At 67.9% G+C, this 19,850-nt stretch carries 18 protein-coding genes; 5 read left to right on the forward strand and 13 right to left on the reverse strand.

What is annotated here, in order from left to right; genetic code table 11:
• Position 1: 1 nt before the first annotated feature.
• From ACOQPP_RS17060 to ACOQPP_RS17090, 7 genes are all read right to left on the reverse strand, one after another.
• Entirely contained in the window at positions 2 to 1,159 is a 1,158-nt protein-coding gene (locus ACOQPP_RS17060; protein WP_420637055.1) for an ATP-binding protein, read from the reverse strand.
• A gap of 79 nt (positions 1,160 to 1,238) precedes the next feature.
• Complete coding sequence (locus ACOQPP_RS17065; RefSeq protein WP_420637056.1) at positions 1,239 to 3,059, reverse strand: CIA30 family protein; 1,821 nt, start codon at positions 3,057 to 3,059, stop codon at positions 1,239 to 1,241.
• Positions 3,056 to 3,838, reverse strand: a complete 783-nt coding sequence (locus ACOQPP_RS17070) for an ABC transporter permease (protein WP_419167577.1) — start codon at positions 3,836 to 3,838, stop codon at positions 3,056 to 3,058. The genes ACOQPP_RS17065 and ACOQPP_RS17070 overlap by 4 nt, the downstream gene beginning before the upstream one ends.
• Positions 3,835 to 4,734, reverse strand: coding sequence for an ABC transporter ATP-binding protein (locus ACOQPP_RS17075; RefSeq protein ID WP_419167576.1), 900 nt, complete (start codon positions 4,732 to 4,734; stop codon positions 3,835 to 3,837). The genes ACOQPP_RS17070 and ACOQPP_RS17075 overlap by 4 nt, the downstream gene beginning before the upstream one ends.
• A 100-nt stretch (positions 4,735 to 4,834) precedes the next feature.
• Positions 4,835 to 6,028, reverse strand: coding sequence for a Fic family protein (locus ACOQPP_RS17080; RefSeq protein ID WP_420637057.1), 1,194 nt, complete (start codon positions 6,026 to 6,028; stop codon positions 4,835 to 4,837).
• 146 nt (positions 6,029 to 6,174) lie between these two features.
• The gene (locus tag ACOQPP_RS17085; protein WP_419167573.1) at positions 6,175 to 7,659 is read right to left on the reverse strand and encodes a sodium:solute symporter family transporter; all 1,485 of its coding nucleotides are present in this window, start codon (positions 7,657 to 7,659) and stop codon (positions 6,175 to 6,177) included.
• A 6-nt stretch (positions 7,660 to 7,665) separates the two neighbouring features.
• The gene (locus ACOQPP_RS17090; RefSeq protein WP_420637058.1) at positions 7,666 to 8,196 is read right to left on the reverse strand and encodes a hypothetical protein; all 531 of its coding nucleotides are present in this window, start codon (positions 8,194 to 8,196) and stop codon (positions 7,666 to 7,668) included.
• A gap of 177 nt (positions 8,197 to 8,373) precedes the next feature.
• Here ACOQPP_RS17090 and ACOQPP_RS17095 point away from each other — a divergent pair, with 177 nt between their 5' ends.
• Together ACOQPP_RS17095 and ACOQPP_RS17100 are read left to right on the forward strand one after the other, a co-directional pair.
• Positions 8,374 to 9,354 (forward strand): malate dehydrogenase, encoded by a 981-nt coding sequence (locus ACOQPP_RS17095; RefSeq protein WP_419167571.1) that lies wholly within the window; start codon positions 8,374 to 8,376, stop codon positions 9,352 to 9,354.
• A gap of 20 nt (positions 9,355 to 9,374) precedes the next feature.
• Entirely contained in the window at positions 9,375 to 9,836 is a 462-nt protein-coding gene (locus ACOQPP_RS17100) for a bleomycin resistance family protein (protein WP_420637059.1), read from the forward strand.
• Here the strand turns inward: ACOQPP_RS17100 and ACOQPP_RS17105 are convergent.
• From ACOQPP_RS17105 to ACOQPP_RS17130, 6 genes are all read right to left on the reverse strand, one after another.
• Positions 9,793 to 10,281 carry a hypothetical protein gene (locus tag ACOQPP_RS17105; RefSeq protein ID WP_420637060.1) on the reverse strand — a complete coding sequence of 163 codons (489 nt, stop codon included), beginning with the start codon at positions 10,279 to 10,281 and terminating at the stop codon, positions 9,793 to 9,795. The genes ACOQPP_RS17100 and ACOQPP_RS17105 overlap by 44 nt on opposite strands.
• Entirely contained in the window at positions 10,281 to 11,567 is a 1,287-nt protein-coding gene (locus ACOQPP_RS17110; RefSeq protein ID WP_419167568.1) for an AAA family ATPase, read from the reverse strand. Before ACOQPP_RS17110 ends, ACOQPP_RS17105 begins: the two co-directional genes overlap by 1 nt.
• Positions 11,568 to 11,638: 71 nt before the next feature.
• Positions 11,639 to 13,237 carry a phytoene desaturase family protein gene (locus ACOQPP_RS17115; RefSeq protein WP_419167567.1) on the reverse strand — a complete coding sequence of 533 codons (1,599 nt, stop codon included), beginning with the start codon at positions 13,235 to 13,237 and terminating at the stop codon, positions 11,639 to 11,641.
• Positions 13,234 to 14,832, reverse strand: a complete 1,599-nt coding sequence (locus tag ACOQPP_RS17120; RefSeq protein ID WP_419167566.1) for a phytoene desaturase family protein — start codon at positions 14,830 to 14,832, stop codon at positions 13,234 to 13,236. The genes ACOQPP_RS17115 and ACOQPP_RS17120 overlap by 4 nt, the downstream gene beginning before the upstream one ends.
• Positions 14,829 to 16,043 carry an aminomethyltransferase family protein gene (locus ACOQPP_RS17125; protein WP_420637387.1) on the reverse strand — a complete coding sequence of 405 codons (1,215 nt, stop codon included), beginning with the start codon at positions 16,041 to 16,043 and terminating at the stop codon, positions 14,829 to 14,831. The genes ACOQPP_RS17120 and ACOQPP_RS17125 overlap by 4 nt, the downstream gene beginning before the upstream one ends.
• Entirely contained in the window at positions 16,040 to 17,995 is a 1,956-nt protein-coding gene (locus ACOQPP_RS17130) for a PQQ-binding-like beta-propeller repeat protein (RefSeq protein WP_420637061.1), read from the reverse strand. Before ACOQPP_RS17130 ends, ACOQPP_RS17125 begins: the two co-directional genes overlap by 4 nt.
• A gap of 156 nt (positions 17,996 to 18,151) precedes the next feature.
• On the opposite strand from ACOQPP_RS17130, the gene ACOQPP_RS17135 reads away from it, so the two are divergent.
• The 3 genes from ACOQPP_RS17135 to ACOQPP_RS17145 all read left to right on the forward strand — a co-directional run bounded on the left by ACOQPP_RS17135 (position 18,152) and on the right by ACOQPP_RS17145 (position 19,849).
• Positions 18,152 to 18,634 carry a hypothetical protein gene (locus tag ACOQPP_RS17135; protein WP_419167564.1) on the forward strand — a complete coding sequence of 161 codons (483 nt, stop codon included), beginning with the start codon at positions 18,152 to 18,154 and terminating at the stop codon, positions 18,632 to 18,634.
• 216 nt (positions 18,635 to 18,850) lie between these two features.
• Positions 18,851 to 19,336, forward strand: coding sequence for a hypothetical protein (locus ACOQPP_RS17140; RefSeq protein WP_419167563.1), 486 nt, complete (start codon positions 18,851 to 18,853; stop codon positions 19,334 to 19,336).
• Positions 19,337 to 19,363: 27 nt separating this feature from the next.
• Positions 19,364 to 19,849: a hypothetical protein gene (locus ACOQPP_RS17145; protein ID WP_419167562.1), complete on the forward strand. Its 486-nt coding sequence runs from the start codon at positions 19,364 to 19,366 to the stop codon at positions 19,847 to 19,849.
• Position 19,850 lies beyond the last annotated feature (1 nt).

The following is a 19,850-nucleotide window of genomic DNA, read 5'->3' on the forward strand; positions in this document are numbered from 1 at the left end:
CTCAGCGCGCGAGGGTGGTCGCCAACTCGCCCACCTGAGACACGGGGAGAACCGAAATGCGGTCGTCGAGCGGGTAGGTTTCCTCCCCCGGATAGACAATCCAGAGGTGTGTGAGGCCGAGGTCTTCCAACGCTACGCGCATGGACCGCGTCGTACCGGGCGCATCGGCGAACTTGCACTCGAAGCCGTATCTCTTCCCCCCGCGAAAAACGAGCAGGTCCAGTTCGGCACCTCCATGCGTCGCCCAGAAATACGCGTCCCGCGTGTCGAGACCGGCGAGCAGTTGTTCCACTGCGAACCCTTTGAAGGACGCCCCGACCTTGTGGTGACCCGTGAGTTCCCTCTCGCCGGACAGCCCGAGCAACCCATGCAGGAGTCCGGTGTCGCGCACATACACTTTCGGCGCCTTCACCTGCCGTTTCTTCAGGTTCTCGAACCACGGCGGAAGCGCACGCACCATGAAGGCGCCGGTGAGGATGTCGAGATACCTGCGCGCCGTGCCTTCGCTGGTGCCCAGCGCGCGGGCAAGCTCCGCTCCGTTCCACGTCTGTCCGTGGCAATGGGCGATCATGGTCCAGAATCGTCTCAGCCGTTCGGCCGGAATCGTGATCCCGAGCTGCGGGATATCTCGTTCGAGGAAGGTGCGTATGAAGCTCCGTCGCCACAGGCTCGAGCGACGGTCATCGCGTGCCAGGTAGCTGCGCGGAAAGCCACCGCGCGTCCAGAGCCTTCGCCACTCCTTCGCGTCCACCTCTCCAAGATGGAACCCTCCCAGATCGACGAGTCCGACCCGGCCTGCCAGCGACTCGGAGACGCCTTTGACCAGCCGGGGAGAGGCGCTGCCGAGGAGCAGGAACCGGGCGCGGTTCGCGGGCCGGTCCACGAGCACCCGGACCGTCTCGAAGAGGGACGGCGAGCGCTGGATTTCGTCGATGACGACCAGTCCTTCGAGGGGGCCAAGCGTCTGCTCGGGAGTGGCCAGACGGCGGCGGTCGACCCCGGCCTCGAGATCGAAGTAGGAACTCGCCGGGGCGTCCGCCACGATCCGCTCGGCGAGGGTGGATTTTCCACATTGGCGCGGACCGGTCAGCGCGACGCAGGGATGCACCGAGAATTCTTCGCGAATGCGACGTGTCGGTATCGGTCGTTCGATGAACATTTCGAACGATAATACTTGAACATCCGCATCTCAACAACTGATTTTCACGAAACTAAGAGATGCGGTCACACCTGCGTGTCTAGCGGATCTCGACGTCGTCCAGTTCGAAGGCGAACGATCCGAGCGGAGCCTGGGCCCCGAAGGCGAGGCCGGCGATGATCGACGGGTCGGCGACGGCGAAGCTCTCGAGCGGGATCTCGACGACGGTCCACTCCGGTCCGGCGACGAAGGGGACCATGGGCGGCACGGTGGCCGCGGTCCCCGCGCCGAACAGCATCACGGTGTAGCTCCGTCCGTCTCCGCGGGTGCGGAAGCGCAGGACGCTACGACCGGAGAAATCGACGGCCTGCATCGGTTGCGGGCCGGGAAACCAGATGGCGCCCGCCCAAGGGAACGCGAACCCTTTCCGGGTCTCTCCGCGCACGACGAGCGCGCCCTCCTCCACGGCCAGGTCCGCCGTGGAAGCGCCCCCGTTCATCGCGTCCGTCGTCACCTGCCAGCCGAACCCGAAGCCGGAGTCGATCCCGTCCTCGAAGTCGACCACGACCGCCCCCTCCGGCGCCGGTGCGATCTCCGGCGGAAACGTCATCGCGGCGGCTTCACGAACGACCGGATAGCCGTCCTTCCAGATCGTCACGATGTTGATCGTGCGCGACATGTCACTTTCCAGGTCGCCCCGCACCAGCAGGAGATCGGCGACGTAGTCCTCCGCGATCCGCCCGCGCTCGGGGATGCCGAAAGCCTCGGCGGCGGCCGAAGTCGCTGCGGCGAGCACGTCGGCGCTCTCCAGATCGGCCTCCGCGAGCAGCCGAAGTTCCCCGTGCATCGAGATCCCGGCGGCCGTCGTCGGATTCGGAGCATCCGTGCCCGCGACGATCCGGACGCCCGCCGTGTGCAGGCGCCGTACGTTCTCGAGCGCGACGCCGGTGTCCGGCCCCGCGCGCACCCGTGAACGATCACCGAGCGTCTGCCGCTGCATCGGCGAAACCCGCGCTTCGTCGAGCGCCGCGCGGACCCGCAGGCCGGTGGAATCCCCGAACATGCCGGCGATGACGGACAGCGTGGGGACGACGAACGTCCCCGCCTCCGAGATCCGGCGCGCATCCTCCTCGGAGATGACGGCGTCGTGCCAGACGTGGACCAGACCGTCGGCGTCCATGGCGACCGCTTCGAGCGCCCGCTCCAGCGTGCTGACGTGCACGACCGCCAGCAGCCCGTCGGCATGAGCGGCGGCGATCAGCGCCCCGATCGTCTCGCGGCCGAGAGCCGGCCTCTCCCCGCCGTACGCGCTTCCGTCCTCGGAAACGATCTTGATCCAGTCGGATCCTTCCGCCTTCCGCGCCCGCACCCATGCCTCAACGCCCTCCGGCCCCGTAAGCGGCTCCACATGCAGCCCGAATTGCGTGCCGTGACCGCCGGGCGCCGTCGCCAGCATGCCCGCAGAGAAGAGGTCGGCTTCGTCCGTGCGTGCGATTTCGCCGCGGCCCGTCCTTGCACCGGCCAGGAGGGCAGGGTCCGTGAACTGGTCGAGTACGGAGGTCACGCCGAAGCGCACCGCGTCGCCCAGCGTCCCGCCGAACGTGTGGACGTGGCCGTCGATGAGGCCGGGCAGCAGCGTGTGGCCGCGCCCGTCGACGCGGGGCAGGTCGTCCGGCAGGCGGAGCCTCGGTCCGAGCGCGCGCACCCGACCGTCCTCGATCCAGACATCCTGATTCCGTCCGAACGATTCGCCGTCGAACAGCGTCACGCCCACAATCGCGAAGCTCTCCTCCGGCGCCTCCTGTCCCGGGGCGGCCGCGTCACCCGGAAGCGGGAGCGTCGCCAACGCGGCGACGAATCCCCCGGCCGCGGCTACAAGAATCCACAGGCTTCGGATACCGGATCGGTTCCACGCATTCATGACATTCCTCCCGGGCGAATCGAGACGGCGCCAGTCCCCGCCCGCCGGAACCCGAAAGCGGCGACGGCGAGAAAGGCGAGCGATTGAACACCGAGCACAGAGACGTGCAGTAGCGTGGTCTGTCCCCCATCCATAGCGATGATCTTGAGCGCAAGCTGCGCCTGGTGATAGGCCGGCAACACGTTGGCGACGTCCCGCAGGGCCGCCGGGAAGATCGTGATCGGGATCCAGAGTCCGGACAGCATGGCCATGGGAAGGAACACGAGGTTGGTGATGGCCACTGCGGCACGCCCCCTCGACCATGCTCCGACGGCAAGCCCCAGAGCGCAGAAGGGGATCACTCCGGCGAGGGCGAACCATTGCCAGCGGTACAGCATCACGCCGGCCCCATAGGCGCCGAGAAGGAAGATCCCCAGGACGACAACCGCTCCGAAGGCGATCGCCATCGCCACCTTGGCGAGCAGATAGGCTGCCGCCGGCATCGGCGTGGTCCGTTTGAGGAGGAGGACGCCCGAGTCGCGTTCGATGGCGAGCCCGGCACCGAAACCGAACAAGGAAGGGCCCATGACTCCGAAGACGCTGTACGTCGCCAGCATGTACGTGGGCGCGGCGGCGGAAAAGCTCCCCGCCCCCATGAGCACGCCGAAGAACAGGTAGAAGATCAGGGGGAAGAGCAGCGTCGGGATCGCGAAGGCGGGCTCCCGCAGCACCATCAGGAACTGGTACCGGGCCTCCAGCACGTAGATGCGCCAGCGACGGGCCAGTCGCGCCGCCGTCACTGGACCCGTTCCGGTTCGTTGGATTCTCGTGTGAGGGCGAGGAACGCCTCTTCCAGTCCGGCGCCGACCACGGTCAGGTCGTGGAGGTCGGGATCCCGGTCGAAGAGTTCGCGAACCAGCGCCTCGGGGCGGGAGGTCAGGACCTCGAGGTGCTGGCCTCTGGTCTCGGATCTGACGACACCGGGCACGGACGTCACGGTGTCTCCCGTAACGCGGGTCACGCAGCGAACCAGGCGCGCGGCGGTGCGGGACTTGATCGTCGACGGCGGCCCTTCCGCGATGACGCGCCCGCGATGGAGGACGACGATTCGATCCGCGAGCGCGTCCGCCTCTTCGAGATAGTGCGTCGTCAGAACGGTGGTCCGGCCGGACTCGCGGTGCCGGCGAATCTCCTCCCAGAGGCCGCGCCGGACTTCCACGTCGAGGCCCGCGGTGGGTTCATCGAGGAAGACAAGCTGCGGGTCGCCACACAGAGCGAGCGCGAACATGACCCGCTGCTTCTGTCCCCCGGAGAGCTTGCCGAACCTGCGTCCCGCGAGTCCCTCGATCCCCGCCATGGCGAGCAGACGGGAAGCCGACACCGGAGCGGGGTAGTAGGCGCGGAAAAGGTCGATGTGCTCGCCTACCGTCATCGTATCGGGTACGCCGGAGATCTGGAGCATCGCGCCTCGGCGCGCTCGAACCTCGGGGGCGTCGGGTCGTCGCCCGAAGACGGTCGCTTTTCCGGTCTGCACGGGCAGGCTCCCCAGCAGCAGATGGATCGCGGTCGTCTTGCCCGCCCCGTTGGGACCCAGCACCTCGCCGCGCCGGACCTCGAGATCCACCTCCTCCAACGCGACCACGGATCCGTATCGATGGGTCACGCCCGAAAGACGGGCGATGGGTTCTTCAGACATCGTTCGGAGAACCTCCTCGTCCTGAACGGTTCGGAGGGGATCGGGCCTTTCCCGGAGCCTACGAACCCCTCGGCCGGAGGTTTCGGGACGCCCCGCCGTGCTAAACTCGGACGGGAAGGAACTGCTGCATCATGTGGACGGGAGCGCGGTATTCGTCTCCGTCCTTTTCGAGCAGGTTGTTGGCCAGGAGCCAGTTCAGATCTCGCGTGAGCGTCTTCGCGGTCTTCGTGGAATAGAGACGCGCCAGGACGGGAGCGAGATCGGGAATGTCGCGCTTCCTCGCGGGCTCCGCGTGCCGTCCCAGGACGAGGACCACCTCCCGGCGCCGATTCATGGCGGGTGAACGAGGATGGAGTCGGAACCTCCAATAGACGTAATGTTCCCATGCCAGCCATGACTGCACCCCTTCCACGTAACGGCACTGTTCTTCGAGGCCGTCCAGAAACCCCCGAAGCGAATAGACGATGAACCCGAGTGCGTCCCCACGGCCGCCGTTGGCGCGACTCGAACGGTCCAACTGCCGGTAGTAGTCCGCGCGCGTGAGACTGTAGTGGTTGCTGAGGAGGTGGGTGGCGGGGGAGGGCACGCCGGCGCGCGCCAGGATGAGGAACTCCGTGAGCCTCGCCGTACGGCCGTTCCCATCGCCGAAGGGATGGATCCACGCAATGTACAGGTGCGCGAGGATCGCACGCAGGAGCGCCACGGCGACCGCACTGCCCAGATGTTCCTCGAGGTCCGGCCAGACTGCGTCTTCCTCCACCCATCCGCACAGCCGTTCGAGCAGAAACCGGCAGTCCTCCCGCGGAGCTCCCGAGTACCTTGCAACCCCGACGGAGAACGTGGGCACCTCCCCCGGGACGACTCCTTCCTCCAGGTGCTCCTCCAATCCCGCGAGGACGAGGCGGTTGGCCTCGCGCATCCAGTCCGGAGTAAGGCGTATTGGTTCGCCGGCCATGACCCGCCCGAAAATGTCTTCGCAGGCTCCCAGGATGTTGTCGACTTCCCGACCCAGGTACTCCTGTGATATCGGAAGTTCGAGTTTACCCTCCAGTCTGTCCCGAACCTGCGCTTCGCTCAGCGTGTTACCCTCGATCGCCGTGGTGGCTCGGGCACCCTTGATCAGGTAGAGCTTGTGCATCTCGGTCGCAGCGGCAGGAGGCAGGACGGCCCGGGCGACCTGCTCGCAGCGAGCCGCCGCCTGACCGAGCAGGGACCACAGCTTCGGCGTCGCCCTCGCGAGGCCCGGGCGGAAACGGATCCACGGGTGACTCTGCTCGTACGCGCGTTCTTCCATCATCATGTCCTGCCGATGCCACGGCGATTATGTAACGATATTTGTCCATCTATATGTCCCGAATATGCGTCTCGCTTCCCATCGTTTGCAAATGATCGAATCAGCGAGTCTTACCGTTCCCCCCGGCGAGTGTCACGATTCCAGGATCAGAGGTCCATGACCCGTTCGATGTCCCGATCAAGCGGATCGGGTTTCGTGAGGAAGGAGAGGGAGAGGAAGAGCACGAGCGAGACCAGGAGCGCCGCGGCGCCGTGGTCGACCCCGTACGGGAGACGGACCCCGCCCAGCCGGAGTCCGAAGTTGACGAACAGGCTGCTCGCGATGGCGACGTTGGCCGCGAGGGCGTTGGCCCGTTTCCAGTTGAGTCCGATGGCGATGACCGGGACGAGTCCCGCCGCGAATGTCCCCCAGCCGAATGCGCCGAGCAGGGCCACGAGGTCTCCCGAGGAGAGCGCGACGAGGGCGGCCGCGACCGCGAGCAGGCCGGTGATGATGCGGGCCCAGACGAGTTCGTTCCCGAGCGAGCGCCCCCGGATCGCGATGGGGAGGTCGTGCATGACGGCGGCGGCTCCGATGTTCAGGAACGCGTCCGCGGTGGACATGATCGCGGCAAGTAGCGCGGCGAAGACGACGCCGGCGAACAGCGGATGGGTGAAAGTCTGCAGGAACTCCGGCGAGGCCGCGTCCGGGGTCGCGAGCGCCGGGTGTCCCCCGGTAATCACCAGTGCGCGCATCGCGAAGCCGATCCCGATCCAGAGCAGCGCCGCCACGCTGTAGGCGAGCACACCGAGCGGTATCACGTACCGCAGTTCCTTCATGCGCCGGAGCATCATGAACTTGGTGATGATGTGAGGCTGCCCGGCCACGCCGATACCGAACACGAAGAACCAGGCGAGCGCGCCCATGATGCCGATCGTTCCCCAGGGCCCGCCTGCCGCCCGGTCGTCCGCCGCCACGATCCGGCTGATCTCGGCCAGTCCGCCGTCGAACGTCCCGAGCACGGTGACGAAGACGAGCGTGGAGGCGACGATCATGATCGCGCCCTGGATCACGTCGGTATAGACCGAGGCCACGATGCCCCCGGTGACCGAGTAGAAGATGAGGACGGAGCAGGAGATGGCGACGCAGAGCGCGAGGCTCGGCTCCTGGAGCACACCGGCGTCCGCCAACACGCCCTGCAGCACGATCGACATGGCCAGGATCTGCGTCGCGAGGTAGCCCAGCACGCCGAGCAGGATCACGACGGCCACGGAGGCGCGCACCGATTGTGCGCCATAACGGGCCGCGGCCACGTCCGGCAGCGACACGCATTCGCGAAGCTCCGCCACCATTCGAATGCGCTTCGCCACCAGGTTGAGCACGATGATGTTGGAGATGACGATCGTACCGAGAATCCAGATTGAACTCGTCCCCATCGAGTACATGAGCCCGGGTCCGCCCACGAACCCGAACCCGCTCATGGTGCTCGAGAAGATCGCGAATGCGGTGACGAACGTCCCCAGCCTGCGCCCCGCTACAAAAAAGTCCTGCGCAGACGTGGTGCGGCGGAGAGACCAGAGCCCGATGGCGACGCAGAGCACCAGGTACGCGATGACCGCGAGCAGCGTGATCAGGGCGCGGTTCGCCTCCACGGACCGCTAATCCTCGCCGCTGAGGGGGGAGTGACGCCGGCTCTTCGACTCGGCGACGATCTCGTCGAAGCGGGCCTGATCCTCGGGGCCGAAGTAGGCGTCCTCGAACTTCCAGGTGATCCCGATCAGCGGGATCCACGGCGCCAGCGAGAGCCCGTACACCAGCAGAGACGTTGGTGCGGTGAAGCCCAGGACGATCGTCGTGTCGCCGGCGACGTAGGCGCCGAAGCTCCACATGAGGATGACGAAGATGAGGATGTAGCCCACCGTCCACGCGGATACCGCCCGGTGGATCCAGTGTCCCGCCCGGAACCCGATCAGCATGGTGACCCACATGGTCCCGAGCATCACGATGCCGGCTAAGTAGGCGGCCCACACGGGCGCACCGAGTTCGCCCGCGTCGATTCCGACCTGCATGGGGCCGAACTCGGGGTGGGGCAGCGGCGCGGCTCGCCCGCCGGCCGCCGCGTACGCGATCACGAGCAGCCCGAGCAGGACCGAGCAGAGCGCGAGAAGCAGCGCCATCAGGCGGTTCATGCGAGCCGTATCGCGGATCCGGATCCCCCCTGGTTCGAGACGCGCCGAAGTTGCCACGCCGTGAGCCGAAGCGCGAGACCGCCCCGCGCTGGACTTGGAGGGTCGGCGCTGTGAGTTTGGCGCTCCCCGATCGGGAAGCGGCGGGGAAGAACGCTCACTTCGACGTGCGGAGACAACATGACAGCACCAGCGCGGGTCGCTATCACGGGGGCCGCAGGCAATATCGGATACGCCCTCGCCTTCAGGATCGCGGCGGGCGACATGCTCGGGCCGGACCGGCCCGTCATCCTTCAACTACTGGAGATCCCGCCCGCGCTCGACGTGCTGCGCGGGGTCGAGATGGAGCTTGCGGACTGCGCCTTCCCGCTCCTGCACGGGATCGTCGGCACGGCGGACGCGAACGAGGGGTTCGAGGGCGCCGACTACGCCCTGCTCGTGGGCGCCAAGCCTCGGGGACCGGGAATGGAGCGGGGCGATCTGCTGGCCGACAACGGCCGGATCTTCGGCCCCCAGGGGCGGGCCCTCAGCGACCACGCCTCGCGCGACGTGCGCGTCCTCGTGGTCGGGAATCCGGCGAACACGAACTGCCTCATCGCTGCGGCCAACGCTCCGAGACTTGACCGCCGGCAGTTCACGGCCATGACCCGACTCGACCACAACCGGGCGATCAGCCAGCTGGCCGAGAAGACGGGGGCGCACTCGACGGAGATCCGCCGCATGACGATCTGGGGGAACCACTCGGCCACCCAGTACCCCGACCTCAGCCATTGCACCGTGCGCGGCGCCCCGGCGGAGGCCCTCGTGGGCGCCGACTGGTACCGCGACACCTTCATCCCGAAGGTGCAGAAGCGGGGCGCGGAGATCATCCAGGCGCGCGGCGCCTCGTCGGCGGCCTCGGCGGCTTCGGCCGCGATCGACCACATGCGGACGTGGGCGCACGGCACGCCCGAGGGCGACTGGACGAGCATGGCCGTCCACGCCGATGGCCGGTACGGCGTGGCCGAAGGTGTCGTCTACTCGCATCCGGTGACGTGCACGGACGGCGACTATTCCGTGGTCGAGGGCCTCGACGTGAGCGAGTTCAGCCGTTCGCGCATGGAGGTGACCGACGCGGAACTCCGCGCCGAACGCGAAGCCGTAGCCGACCTCCTTCGCTGACCATGGTCGCGAAAGGCGTGGTGAAGGGACTGGCCCCGATCCTGAACGTTTCGGACCTGCAGGAGAGCTTCGCGTGGTTCGAGCGGTGGGGATGGAAGAAGAGTTGGGAATGGGGCAGCCCACCGGACTTCGGCGGCGTCACCTGCGGTGAGTGCCAGATCTTTCTGTGCCAGAACGCTCGGGGCGGCCGGGGCCGTAGCGATGTCGAACGGACGTTCGGCCCCGGCGGCGACGACGCCGCCGACAAGGGCGTGTGGATGTCGATCTGGGTGGACGACGTGGACAGCGTCCAGCAGCGGTGCGTCGAACAGGGGCTGGAGATTACGTGGCCGGCAACGGACATGCCGTGGGGTGTGCGTGAGATGCACCTGCGCCACCCCGACGGTCACGTCTTCCGCGTCAGCCGCGGCATCGACGCGGACCAAGGGCGGCACTCCTCTACAGCAGTGGCTCGGGTTCCCGGTCCGGCTCGTATGCCTTGAGTGTCCTGTCCGTAGTCCAGATGTGGACCCTGTAACCGAGAGACGTCGAGTATTTTTCCCTGAGGCGATTCGCCTTGCTTATCACGGTGGAGTCCGTCAGGCCCATTTCCAGGTGGGCGGGATCTTCGGAGAATCTCCGCAACAGGCCGGGCAGCTCAGCCTCCACATCCGCAGCCGGGATTATGAGCCAGGGCAACCCGTCCTCCAGACTCGTCTCGACATCTGAAACGATCTGCCCGGCGATCTCATGTCTCCGCCCGCCATCGGCGACGTCACCGATGTGATCACAAAGCTCATAAAGACATCCCAGCGGGACGTAGAATCTGTCCTCCCCCCGCATCCGTATGCGCTCCTCGATTTGCGCAGGCAACTCCGACCGGTGGAAGCCGGGGACTCGATACAACTCGCAAAGATAGCTGGTGTCGAGCACGAGGACCGTCGGCATTAGCCGCGCGCCTCAACCCACTGCCGCATTCGCTTGGCGCGAATCTGGTCGATGTCGTCGCCGACGTACTGATCGATGATTCGGCGCGTCACGAGGCCCCCGAGGGTGCCCCGCTCGAGCAACTCATCATGGCGAGGGAGGTTCACCAGTCGACGTAGTTGGCTACTCCCGTCCTTCAAAGATCGAAACGCAACGACCACGCCCTGTTGCTGATCCTCCGTCAGGGAGTCGAGCGTGACCGGATTGTGAGTGGTGAGCACCACGTTGACGCTACGCCTGTCGCCCATGTCCGCGACGGCCGCGACAAGTGCCGATACGCGGCTCGGATGGAGGCCGTTGTCAAACTCCTCGACCACCACGCGCGACCCCTCAGGGCTGGTTGCTACCGCTGTGAGCACGGCGAGGGAGCGAAGCGTGCCATCGGAGAGGATTCGGGCGTCGGTCGGCGCGTCGGAACCCCGCTCCCGCAATCCAAGCATCACGTCGCCCGCCGGGGTCTCGATGAACTTGAATTCACTGTAGGGCTCTTCCGGCACATGGCGGATGAACTCGAATAACGAGTCCAGAATCTCTCGCCTCTCCAAGCCGTTGCTTTGGAGGCCGAAGAGGACTGAGGAGAGGTTGGAGCCGTCGCGACGCAGGACGGTGTCTCCGATCCGCTCATACCCGCGCGATACGTGCGGCTTTGGGTCGAACACGAAGGAAGCGGCCAAATGGCGGCGCAGCGCCGAAATCGGCCGAAGGGAGGCGTCCAACATTCGGTTCTTCACGGCAAACTGCTCGTACTGAGAGAGAGCGGAACGCGTCGCGGACGCGCTCGCTTGGGGCTTCCGCCCGCCTTGCGCGAAGTTGTTATACTGGACCCGTATGTCGGCGGAGCTCGGGCTGTCGGTTCCGAGCGTCTCGAACAACATCGTGTCGTCATTCGTGAGCCACAGAGACTCGGAGGCGATGCGGGGTTCGGGACGCGGCTTAACGGATACGGAATACCGAATTCCACGGACTCTCCGCTGCCATCGTATCCTAGCGGTGAAGGACAACAAAAACGTGTCGCTGCCGCGTCGCACGCAGCCTTGGAGGCCACCGCGAACGTTGATGGCGGCCCTCTTGCCGAGGTCCGCAATCTCGTGCAAGTGTCGTCCGGACGCGATCGTCGAGAGCACCTCGATCGCCTCAAGCGCGTTGGTTTTTCCGGAGCCGTTCGGGCCGATGAGGATCGTGAGGGGTTGCCGCAACAAGTCGATCCGAGCGTCCCGGAAGCTCTTGAAGTCTCTGAAATAATGCATGTGCTCCGCGCAACCTGACGCAGTCTTAGGGAGTCATCGCCACGCAACTTGACGATCGTACCGCGGCTTGGCTATCGGCGGCGCTTTCTGTCGCGGAGGATCCGGGCGGCGGCCGCGGCCCCGGGCCGGCCGTTGAGCCCGCCTCCGGGGTGCGTGCCGGCCCCGCACAGGTAGAGTCCCTCGATGGGCGTCCGGTATCGGGCGCAACCCGCGACCGGGCGTCCGAAGAAGACCTGGTCGAGCGTCATTTCGCCGTGATGGATGTTCCCCTCGGGCAGCGCGAACCGATCTGCGAGGTCGGCCGGCGTCAGCACGTGCCGGCGCAGGATCGCCGCTTCGAGGTTGGGGATGTGTTCCGCCAGCGCCGCGACGACCGCGTCGCCCAGCGTCGTGCGGCGCGTGTCATCCCATGAGCCGTCGGCCAATCGGAAGGGCGCGTATTGGGCCGCTACGGACAGGAGGTGACGGCCCTCCGGCGCGAGCGACGGATCGAGCGCGGTCGTGAGGACGGCATCGACGACCGGCCGCTCCGATGGCTGCCCGTACTTCGCATCGTCGTAGGCGCGCTCGATGTAGTGGATGCTCGGCGCGACCGTGATGGCGGCGCCGGCAAGCAGGGCGTCCCGGGCCGCGTCGCCACCGGACCGCAGGCGCGGAGGCTCGCCCAGCGCGAGGTGCACCTTCGCGACGACGCCCCGGTACTTGATGTTGTCCAGCGCGCGGAGGAACTCGGGGGCCAGTTCGCCGGGGTCGACGAGGCCGAGCAGGGTCCGGCCGGGATCGGCGGACGAGACGACGCGGGACGCCGCAATCCCGCCGCCCCCGGCGAGGGAGATGCCCTTCGCGCGCCCATCTTCGACGCGGATCGAGGCCACCTCGTGGCCGAGGCGGACCTCCGCGCCCGCCGCGACGGCGACGCGCTGAAGAGCGGCGCCCAGCGCGCCCATCCCGCCGCGCACCTGTCGCCTTCGCCGGACGACCCCGCCCGCGCCGACCAGGTGGTGGAGGAACATGTATCCGGTGCCCGAGGCCAGCGGCCCCTGGCAGATCCCCCGCACCCCCTCCGCCGCCAGCGCGCCCTTCAGCGCCTCGCTCTCGAACCACTCGTAGAGCAGTTCCTCGGCCGTCATCGGGATGAGGCGCATGAGTTCGATCGCGTCTCGCCGCCCCACGCGGCCCATGCGCGCGCCGAGACGGAGCATCTCCCACAGGTCCCCCCGATCCGCACCCGCCAGACGTGGCGGCGGCGATTCGTAGAGCACCGAGAGGACCCGGCCCGCGCGGGCCATCGCCGCCACGAAGTCCGGCCAGCGCGCCGCGTCGCGCGCGGAGAAGCGCTGCATCCGCTCGGCCGTGCGCGTCGGATCCCGCTCCAGGATGAGCGCCTCGCCCTCCGCCTGCGGCGACACGACGCACGGGTCCGGAGACATCACCTCCAACCCGGCCGCCGCGAGGCCCAGGTCCGCGGCGACGCGCGTGTCGACCCCGGTGAGGCTGTGCGCCCCCGTGTCCACGCGGTAGCCGGGCCACAGCTCCTCGCTCGCGGCGCACCCGCCCGCAGCCTCGCGCCGCTCGAGCACGACGACCCGCAGCCCGGCCCGCGCCAGGTAGGCGGCGGCGATGAGTCCGTTGTGCCCGGCCCCGATGACCGCGACGTCGTGCCCGCTCACCGGCGTCCCCGCCGCAGATCCCGCAGGATCTCGAGCGCGGCGAGCCGCCCCGACGCGCCGCACACCCCGCCCCCCGGATGGGTGCCCGAGCCGCACTGGTAGAAGCCCCGCACCGGCGTCCGGTAGTCGGCCCACGCCGGGGAGGGACGGAAGAAGAAGAGCTGCTGAGGCGTGAGTTCGCCGTGGAAGATGTTGCCCTCGGTGAGCCCCAGCTGCTCCTGCATGTCCAGCGGTGTGAGCACCTGCCGGTGGAGGATGGAGTCCCGGAGATTCGGCACGTACTCCGACAGCGTGTCAACGACGGCGTCCCCGAACGCCTCCCGCTTCGCGTCGTCCCAGCCCCCCTCGAGGTCGAACGCAGCGTACTGGACGAAGATCGACATCACGTGCCGCCCCGGCGGCGCCATCCCGGGGTCGATCATCGACGGGATCACGATGTCCATGTAGGGCCGCCGCGAGAACCCGCCGTATTTCGCGTCGTCGAAGGCGCGCTCGAGGTAGTCGACGCTCGGGCTGATCGAGAAGGCGCCCCGAAGGTGTGGCCCGTCGCCCGGCAGACAGGCGAACTCCGGCCGTTCCGCGAGCGAGAGATTGACCTTGCCCGACGAGCCGCGGATGCGGAAGCGCCGGATCTCGTTGGCGAACTCATCCGGCAGATCGTCCGGATCGAGCAGTCCGAGGAAGGTCCGCTTCGGGTCGACGCCGGACACGACCGTCTTTGCCCGCAACTCCTCGCCGTCCTCGAGGACGACCCCCGCAGCCCGCCCGTTCGTCGTGAGCACGCGGTCCACCGTCGCGCGGGTCCGGATCTCAGCCCCGTGGGATCGCGCGGACGAAGCGATGGACTCGCTCACCATCCCGTTCCCGCCTCGCGCGAATCCCCACGCGCGGAACACGCCGTCGATCTCGCCCATGTAGTGATGGAGGAGGACGTAGGCCGTCCCCGGCGACCGCGGCCCGAGGAAGGTGCCGATGATCCCGCTCGCCGACATCGTTGCCTTGAGCACGTCCGACTCGAACCACTCGTCCAGGTAGTCGGCCGCGCTCATCGTCCCCAGCTTGAAGAGGGCGTGGAACTGCCTTTCGCCGAGGCCCCGCACGTGCCGGCCGAGGGAGAGCAGCGTCCGCAGATCGCGGAGGCCCGGGGAGATCGGGTCGGGCGGTACCATCGTGAGGAGCGGTTTCACGGCCCAGGCGAGCTGGTACATGAGGGTCGCGAAGTCGTCGTACGATTCGGCGTCTCGTGGAGAATGCCGGTACAGTTCGCGTCGCGTCTGGTCGTGGTCCGCCCAGCGTCCGAGGTAGTCGCCGTTCGGGAGCGGCGTGACCGTGCTCTCGAGCGGAAGGATCTCGAGTCCGTGCCGCGCCAGCTGGAGGTCGCGGATGATCTCGGGCCGAAGCAGGCTCACGACGTACGACGCCACCGAGTACTTGAAGCCGGGGTAGATCTCCTCCGTCACCGCGGCTCCGCCGACCAGGTGTCGGCGCTCGAGCACGACGACGCGCAGCCCGGCCCGGGCGAGATAGGCTGCGTTGATGAGCGCGTTGTGCCCGCCCCCGACGACGATCGCGTCGTACCTGTTGGCGGCCGTCACGGGTTCGCCCGCTTCCGCTCGGGGTCGAAGAACGGGGTCCGCGCCACCGTGGCCCGCGCTCTGCGTCGCTGGTGCTCGACCGTCACCTCGATCTGAAGTCGGGTCCCGATGTCGGCGAAGTCCGCGCGCAGGTGCGCGAGTCCCAGATAGGTCTTGAGGGTCGGCGACCAGCCCCGGCTCGTGGCATACCCGACCTGGCGTCCGCCGGCGTAGAGCGGAACGCTTTCCCGGAGCGTCATCCCCGGCAGCTGGGGCGGCAGCCGCACCTCCGCGTATGCGTCCTCGAGCGACTCCCAGTCGAGCGTGATGCCCCGGAATCGCCATTCCGGAGGGCGGGCGAGCTCGGCGCGGAGGGCCGCCCGGCCCACGAAGTTCGACGCGTTCAGCGCCACGGCCCAGCCGAGGCCGAGTTCGTACGGTGAGGACTTCTGGTCCTCGATGACCGCGCGCTGCGCGGGCACGTAGTCGACGTCAACGAGCAGCAGACCCGCCTCGAGGCGCGCCATGTCGAGCGCCAGCAGACCCGCCGGAGCGAGGCCGAACGGTTCCCCCGCCGACGTGAGCGCGTCCCAGAGGGGGATCGCGTCCCCGGCGTCCACCCAGATCTCGTACCCCAGGTCGCCCGTGTACCCGGTGCGCGAGATCTCGGCGGCTAGCCCGGCGATCCGCGCCGTCATGACGCGGAAATAGCCAAGTCCCGCCACGTCCGCGTCGGTGATGCGCTGGAGCAGATCCCGCGACAGCGGCCCCTGGAGCGCGAGCGCCCCCACCCGCTCCGTCTCTTCCTCGATTTCAACATCGAGGCCCCGCGCGTTCTCGTGCAGCCACTTGAGCGTGGGCTCCGCCGAGGTGAGCCGGAAGTCGGCCTCATCGAGCCGCTGGAGCGTCCCGTCGTCCCGGACCTTGCCCGCCCCGTCGCACCAGGGGGTGTAGTACACCTGCCCCACCGCCTGCCGCGCGACGTCACGCGTCACGACGCGGTTCGCGACCGCTTCCGCCCCCCGGCCCGAGAGCCGGTACTTGTACAGCGGGGAGACATCGAGGAGCGCGGCCGCCGAGCGGATGGCCTGGTATTCGTGCTCGTGCGTGGGCTCGTAGGATCCGGCGGCGAAGTGCCCGGCCCAGCGCCGCCAGTTCGCCGCCCGGCAGAGCGGCCCGGTCCGCTCGTGGAAGGGGGTCCTGCGCAGGACCCCCGCCGCGGAGGCGGTCAGTTCGGGAGCCGCAGCGCGACCAGTTCCCCGGGTACGCCCCGTCCCCCCACCGCGGCCACGATGTACTGTGCCCCCTCGTGCATGTACGTCATCGGCACCCCGGTCTGGTGAGACGGAAGTTCGATCTCTGCCAGGATCTCCCCCGTCGCCTTGTCGTGCGCCCGCAGGAGCCCGGTGAGGTCCGCCGACATCGTCCCCCCACCCGTCCCCGCGAACAGGAGCGTGCGCGTCGCGAGGAGCCCGGCCCGGCTCGGCCGCCCCGTCCTCGGAACGTCGATCCCCTCGAGCGCCGGGTGCTCCTCAATGAACGACGGCGTGTGGTCGTTCGCGATTGCCCACACCTTCTGGCCCGTCTTCATGTCGAGCGCCGTGATCCGGCCCCACGGCGGCTTGAGGAGCGGGAGTCCCTGCGGTCCGCCGACGCCCCGCGGCTGCCCGGCAATGTACCGCATGTTCGAGCGTTCGGGGTCGTTCACGAGGCCGATCACCGAGGGCCGTGTGGCCGACCCCACGAATAGTCGCTGCGTCTCCGGGTCGTACGCGGCCCCCGGCCAGTTCGCGCCGCCGAGACTGCCCGGCGTGATCAGGGTGCCCTGATTGCCGCCCTCCACGAGCACCGTGGGCGGTGTAAAGAGTTCACCCAGGGTGAGGTTCTTCGCGATCTCCAGCGCCTCCGCCTTGAGTTCCGGCGTGAGGTCGATGAGGTCGTCCTCCGTCGCGCCCTGCATGTCGAACGGGACCGGCAGCGTCGGGAACGGCTGCGTCGGCGCGTACCACTCGCCCGGCACGTCCCCCGCCGGCACCGGCCGCTCCTCGATCGGCCACACCGGCTCACCCGTCACGCGGTCGAACACGTAGGTGAAGGATTGCTTCGTCACCTGCGCCACGGCCGCGATGTCTCGCCCGTCCACCGTGATGTCCATCAGGATCGGCGCGGCCGGCGGATCGAAGTCCCAGATCCCGTGGTGCACGGTCTGGTAGTACCACACGACCTCGCCGGTGCTCGCGTCCACGCACACGAGGCTCTGCGAATAGAGGTTGTCTCCCGGCCGATGGCCTCCGTAGTAGTCGCCGGTTCCCGCCTCGACGGGCAGGTAAGCGTAGCCCAGTTCGAGGTCCGCGGTGAACGGCGTCCACACCGCGGCGTTGCCCGTGTAGTCCCACGATCCATCCTCCCAGGTCTCGTGTCCCGGATCGCCCGGCTGCGGGATGGTGTGGAACGTCCACAACTGTTCGCCCGTCCGCGCGTCGAACCCGCGCACGTGGCCCGGCGGCATCTCCTTGGTCGGCGGCCTCCCTCCCTGCGGAAGCGCGGCCCCGACGACGATCACATCCCCGACCACGACGGGCGGCGAACTCGACCCGATGCGGTCGTTCACGAGATCGACCTCCCGCCCGAGTCCCAGCTTGAGGTCGACGATCCCGTCCTCTCCGAAGTCGGGGTCGGGGAGACCCGTATCCGCGTCCAGCGAGACCATGTGGTAGGCGGGGGTGATGAGCAGCACGCGCTTCTCGAGCCCGTCCGTCCAGTAGCCGACGCCGCGGCCGGAGTTGCCGCGCGGGGCGTTGCGGCCGCGCTCCCCCTCGTCGAGCCGGTACATCCAGAGCGTCTCGCCCGTCTCCGGGTCGATCGCCACCACGGCGCGCCGGAAGCCCGCCGTCGCGTACAGCGTCCCGTTCGCGTACAGCGGCGTCACCCGGTAGTAGGCCTCGGGCGTGGGGCCGAAGTTCCGCGCCTGCCAGCGCCACGCGATGTCGAGGTCGCCCACGTTCGAGGCGTCGATCTGGTCGAGCGGGGCGTAGCGCGTGGACCCGGCATCTCCCGCCCAGTAACGCCACTCTCCGTCCGCTGCGCCGGTCTGGGCCGCCAGGGGCAGTGGCCCGCAGGCCAACCCCGCGCCCAGCAGAACCAGACCGGTCAACCCGCCGGCATGCCTGTTGCTTCGGGTCATTCGTTCCACTCCAAGAGACCGATGTGAGGCTGTCGCGCCACCCCCGGGAACTTATTCTCCCCCGACGCCTACAGTCCGATGGGACGCTCCGGCGGGCAACCTGTCAGCCCGCCCTGTCCTCCCCGAGGTTCAGAATCTCGCCCGAGGCCGGGCCCTATGATGTTGCGAAATCTGGCGATCTCCATGGGAGTGACCGCTCTCGCCCTCTCGTGCGACTCCGGCGCGACCGGGCCTCGGGGTAGCCTGTGCGACACCCGGCACGGCGCTGAGGTGTGCGTGGATCGGGCGGAGTACGGCCTCCACGACGTCATAGCCATCACCACGCGGAACGTCTCCGACCGCGCGATCTTCAAGGACGCCTGCGGGACCAGCAGGGTAGCCGAGATGGACTCCGAGGACGTCAGGCCGATCTACGCGCCACACTTGAACTGCGGTCCCGGTGTCACGCTGGCGACGATCGTCGAGAGAATGGTGAGGCTCGAACCCGGAGCGTCGACCCAGGAGACCCTGCAGATCGGTTTCGCCGTCCAGGACTTCTATCGCGTGTACGTGTGGATCCTGGCTGCGGACGGGACTCTGGCTGCCGATTCGCCGGCCACCAGCGGCTTCTTTACGATTCTCCCCTCCGGCAGAAATTGAACCGTGAGAAAACCGGCGACCGTCCTGCCGGCCTCGTCGCGGCTGTATTCGCCGGCGGCACGATCTTCCAGGACGGGGCGGGATCAGCGGGGGACGCGTGTCTTCGAGCGAGGAGACGATGACGATCGCGGGTTCGGTCCGTCTGGGCTACTATCGCGTGCACGTGTGGATCTAGCGTGCACGTGTGGATCTGGTAAGAGCGCCAGGAGACGCAAGATGTCACGAGGTTGTCTCGGTTCGATAATGGCCGCCGCTCTGGCCCTGTCGTGTAGCGGCGACCCGACCGGACCCGGCGGAAGCCTGTGCGCGACCCGGCACGGCGCTGAAGTTTGCGTGGACCGGCCCGAGTACGGGCTCAACCAGTCCATCGTCATTACCACGCGAAACGTCTCCGGCAGCACGATCTTCAAGGACGCGTGCGCGACAACCAGGGTGCGCGTACCGGACGATGAGGAGGATTTCAGGCCCTTCTACGCCCCACGGTTGCGCTGCGGCGTGGAGGTCACGCGGGCGGAAATCGTGCAGCGCATGGTGAGACTCGCGCCCGGGGCATCGTTCGAGGAGACGCTGAGGATCGCGGGTTCGGTCCGTCAGGGCTACTATCGCGTGCATGTGTGGATCCTGGCCGAGGATGGGACGCTGGCCGCCGACACGCCGGCGACGAGCGGCGTCTTCACGGTCTTTCCCTCCGCCAGCAGCTAAACCTGGAAGAGCGCCCGGAGACGCAACATGTCACGAGGTTTTCTCGGGTCGATAATGGCCGCCGCTCTGGTCGTGTCGTGCGGCGAGGAGTTGACCGGTCCCTCGGCCGAGTTGTGCGCGACGCAACACGGTGCCCAGGTGTGCGTCGACCGGGCTGAGTACCAGCGGACGGAGCCCGTCACGATCACCACCCGGAACGTTTCATCGCGTCCCATCTTCAAGGACGCCTGCTCGACCAAGCTCGTAGGCGTGACGAGTCTCTCGCGGGAGTTCGAGGAGGAGTACAACCCGCGGTTGCGCTGCGGCAGAGGAGCCACGGAGGCGGACGTGAGGGCGAACATGGTGAGACTCGAGTCCGGAGCGTCGTTCGAGGAGACTCTGACGCTTCACTCCTTCGCCTTCCAGGGTTACTACCGGGTCAACATGTGGATCCTCGACGAACAGGGGGAACGGGTCGCGGAGACCCCCGCCACCAGCGGGATCTTCAGGGTATTCCCGTCGGCCGCGGGATAGC

It is taken from the genome of Candidatus Palauibacter sp., assembly GCF_965222475.1.
Taxonomy (GTDB): Bacteria; Gemmatimonadota; Gemmatimonadetes; order Palauibacterales; family Palauibacteraceae; genus Palauibacter.

What these genes read in the sequence shown, in the direction of transcription:
- ACOQPP_RS17060 (WP_420637055.1), bottom strand. Translation starts at nt 1,159, where the DNA reads ATGTTCATCGAACGACCGATACCGACACGTCGCATTCGCGAAGAATTC.
- ACOQPP_RS17065 (WP_420637056.1), bottom strand. Translation starts at nt 3,059, where the DNA reads ATGAATGCGTGGAACCGATCCGGTATCCGAAGCCTGTGGATTCTTGTA.
- ACOQPP_RS17075 (WP_419167576.1), bottom strand. Translation starts at nt 4,734, where the DNA reads ATGTCTGAAGAACCCATCGCCCGTCTTTCGGGCGTGACCCATCGATAC.
- ACOQPP_RS17080 (WP_420637057.1), bottom strand. Translation starts at nt 6,028, where the DNA reads ATGGAAGAACGCGCGTACGAGCAGAGTCACCCGTGGATCCGTTTCCGC.
- ACOQPP_RS17090 (WP_420637058.1), bottom strand. Translation starts at nt 8,196, where the DNA reads ATGAACCGCCTGATGGCGCTGCTTCTCGCGCTCTGCTCGGTCCTGCTC.
- ACOQPP_RS17095 (WP_419167571.1), top strand. Translation starts at nt 8,374, where the DNA reads ATGACAGCACCAGCGCGGGTCGCTATCACGGGGGCCGCAGGCAATATC.
- ACOQPP_RS17105 (WP_420637060.1), bottom strand. Translation starts at nt 10,281, where the DNA reads ATGCCGACGGTCCTCGTGCTCGACACCAGCTATCTTTGCGAGTTGTAT.
- ACOQPP_RS17110 (WP_419167568.1), bottom strand. Translation starts at nt 11,567, where the DNA reads ATGCATTATTTCAGAGACTTCAAGAGCTTCCGGGACGCTCGGATCGAC.
- ACOQPP_RS17130 (WP_420637061.1), bottom strand. Translation starts at nt 17,995, where the DNA reads ATGACCCGAAGCAACAGGCATGCCGGCGGGTTGACCGGTCTGGTTCTG.
- ACOQPP_RS17135 (WP_419167564.1), top strand. Translation starts at nt 18,152, where the DNA reads ATGATGTTGCGAAATCTGGCGATCTCCATGGGAGTGACCGCTCTCGCC.
- ACOQPP_RS17140 (WP_419167563.1), top strand. Translation starts at nt 18,851, where the DNA reads ATGTCACGAGGTTGTCTCGGTTCGATAATGGCCGCCGCTCTGGCCCTG.
- ACOQPP_RS17145 (WP_419167562.1), top strand. Translation starts at nt 19,364, where the DNA reads ATGTCACGAGGTTTTCTCGGGTCGATAATGGCCGCCGCTCTGGTCGTG.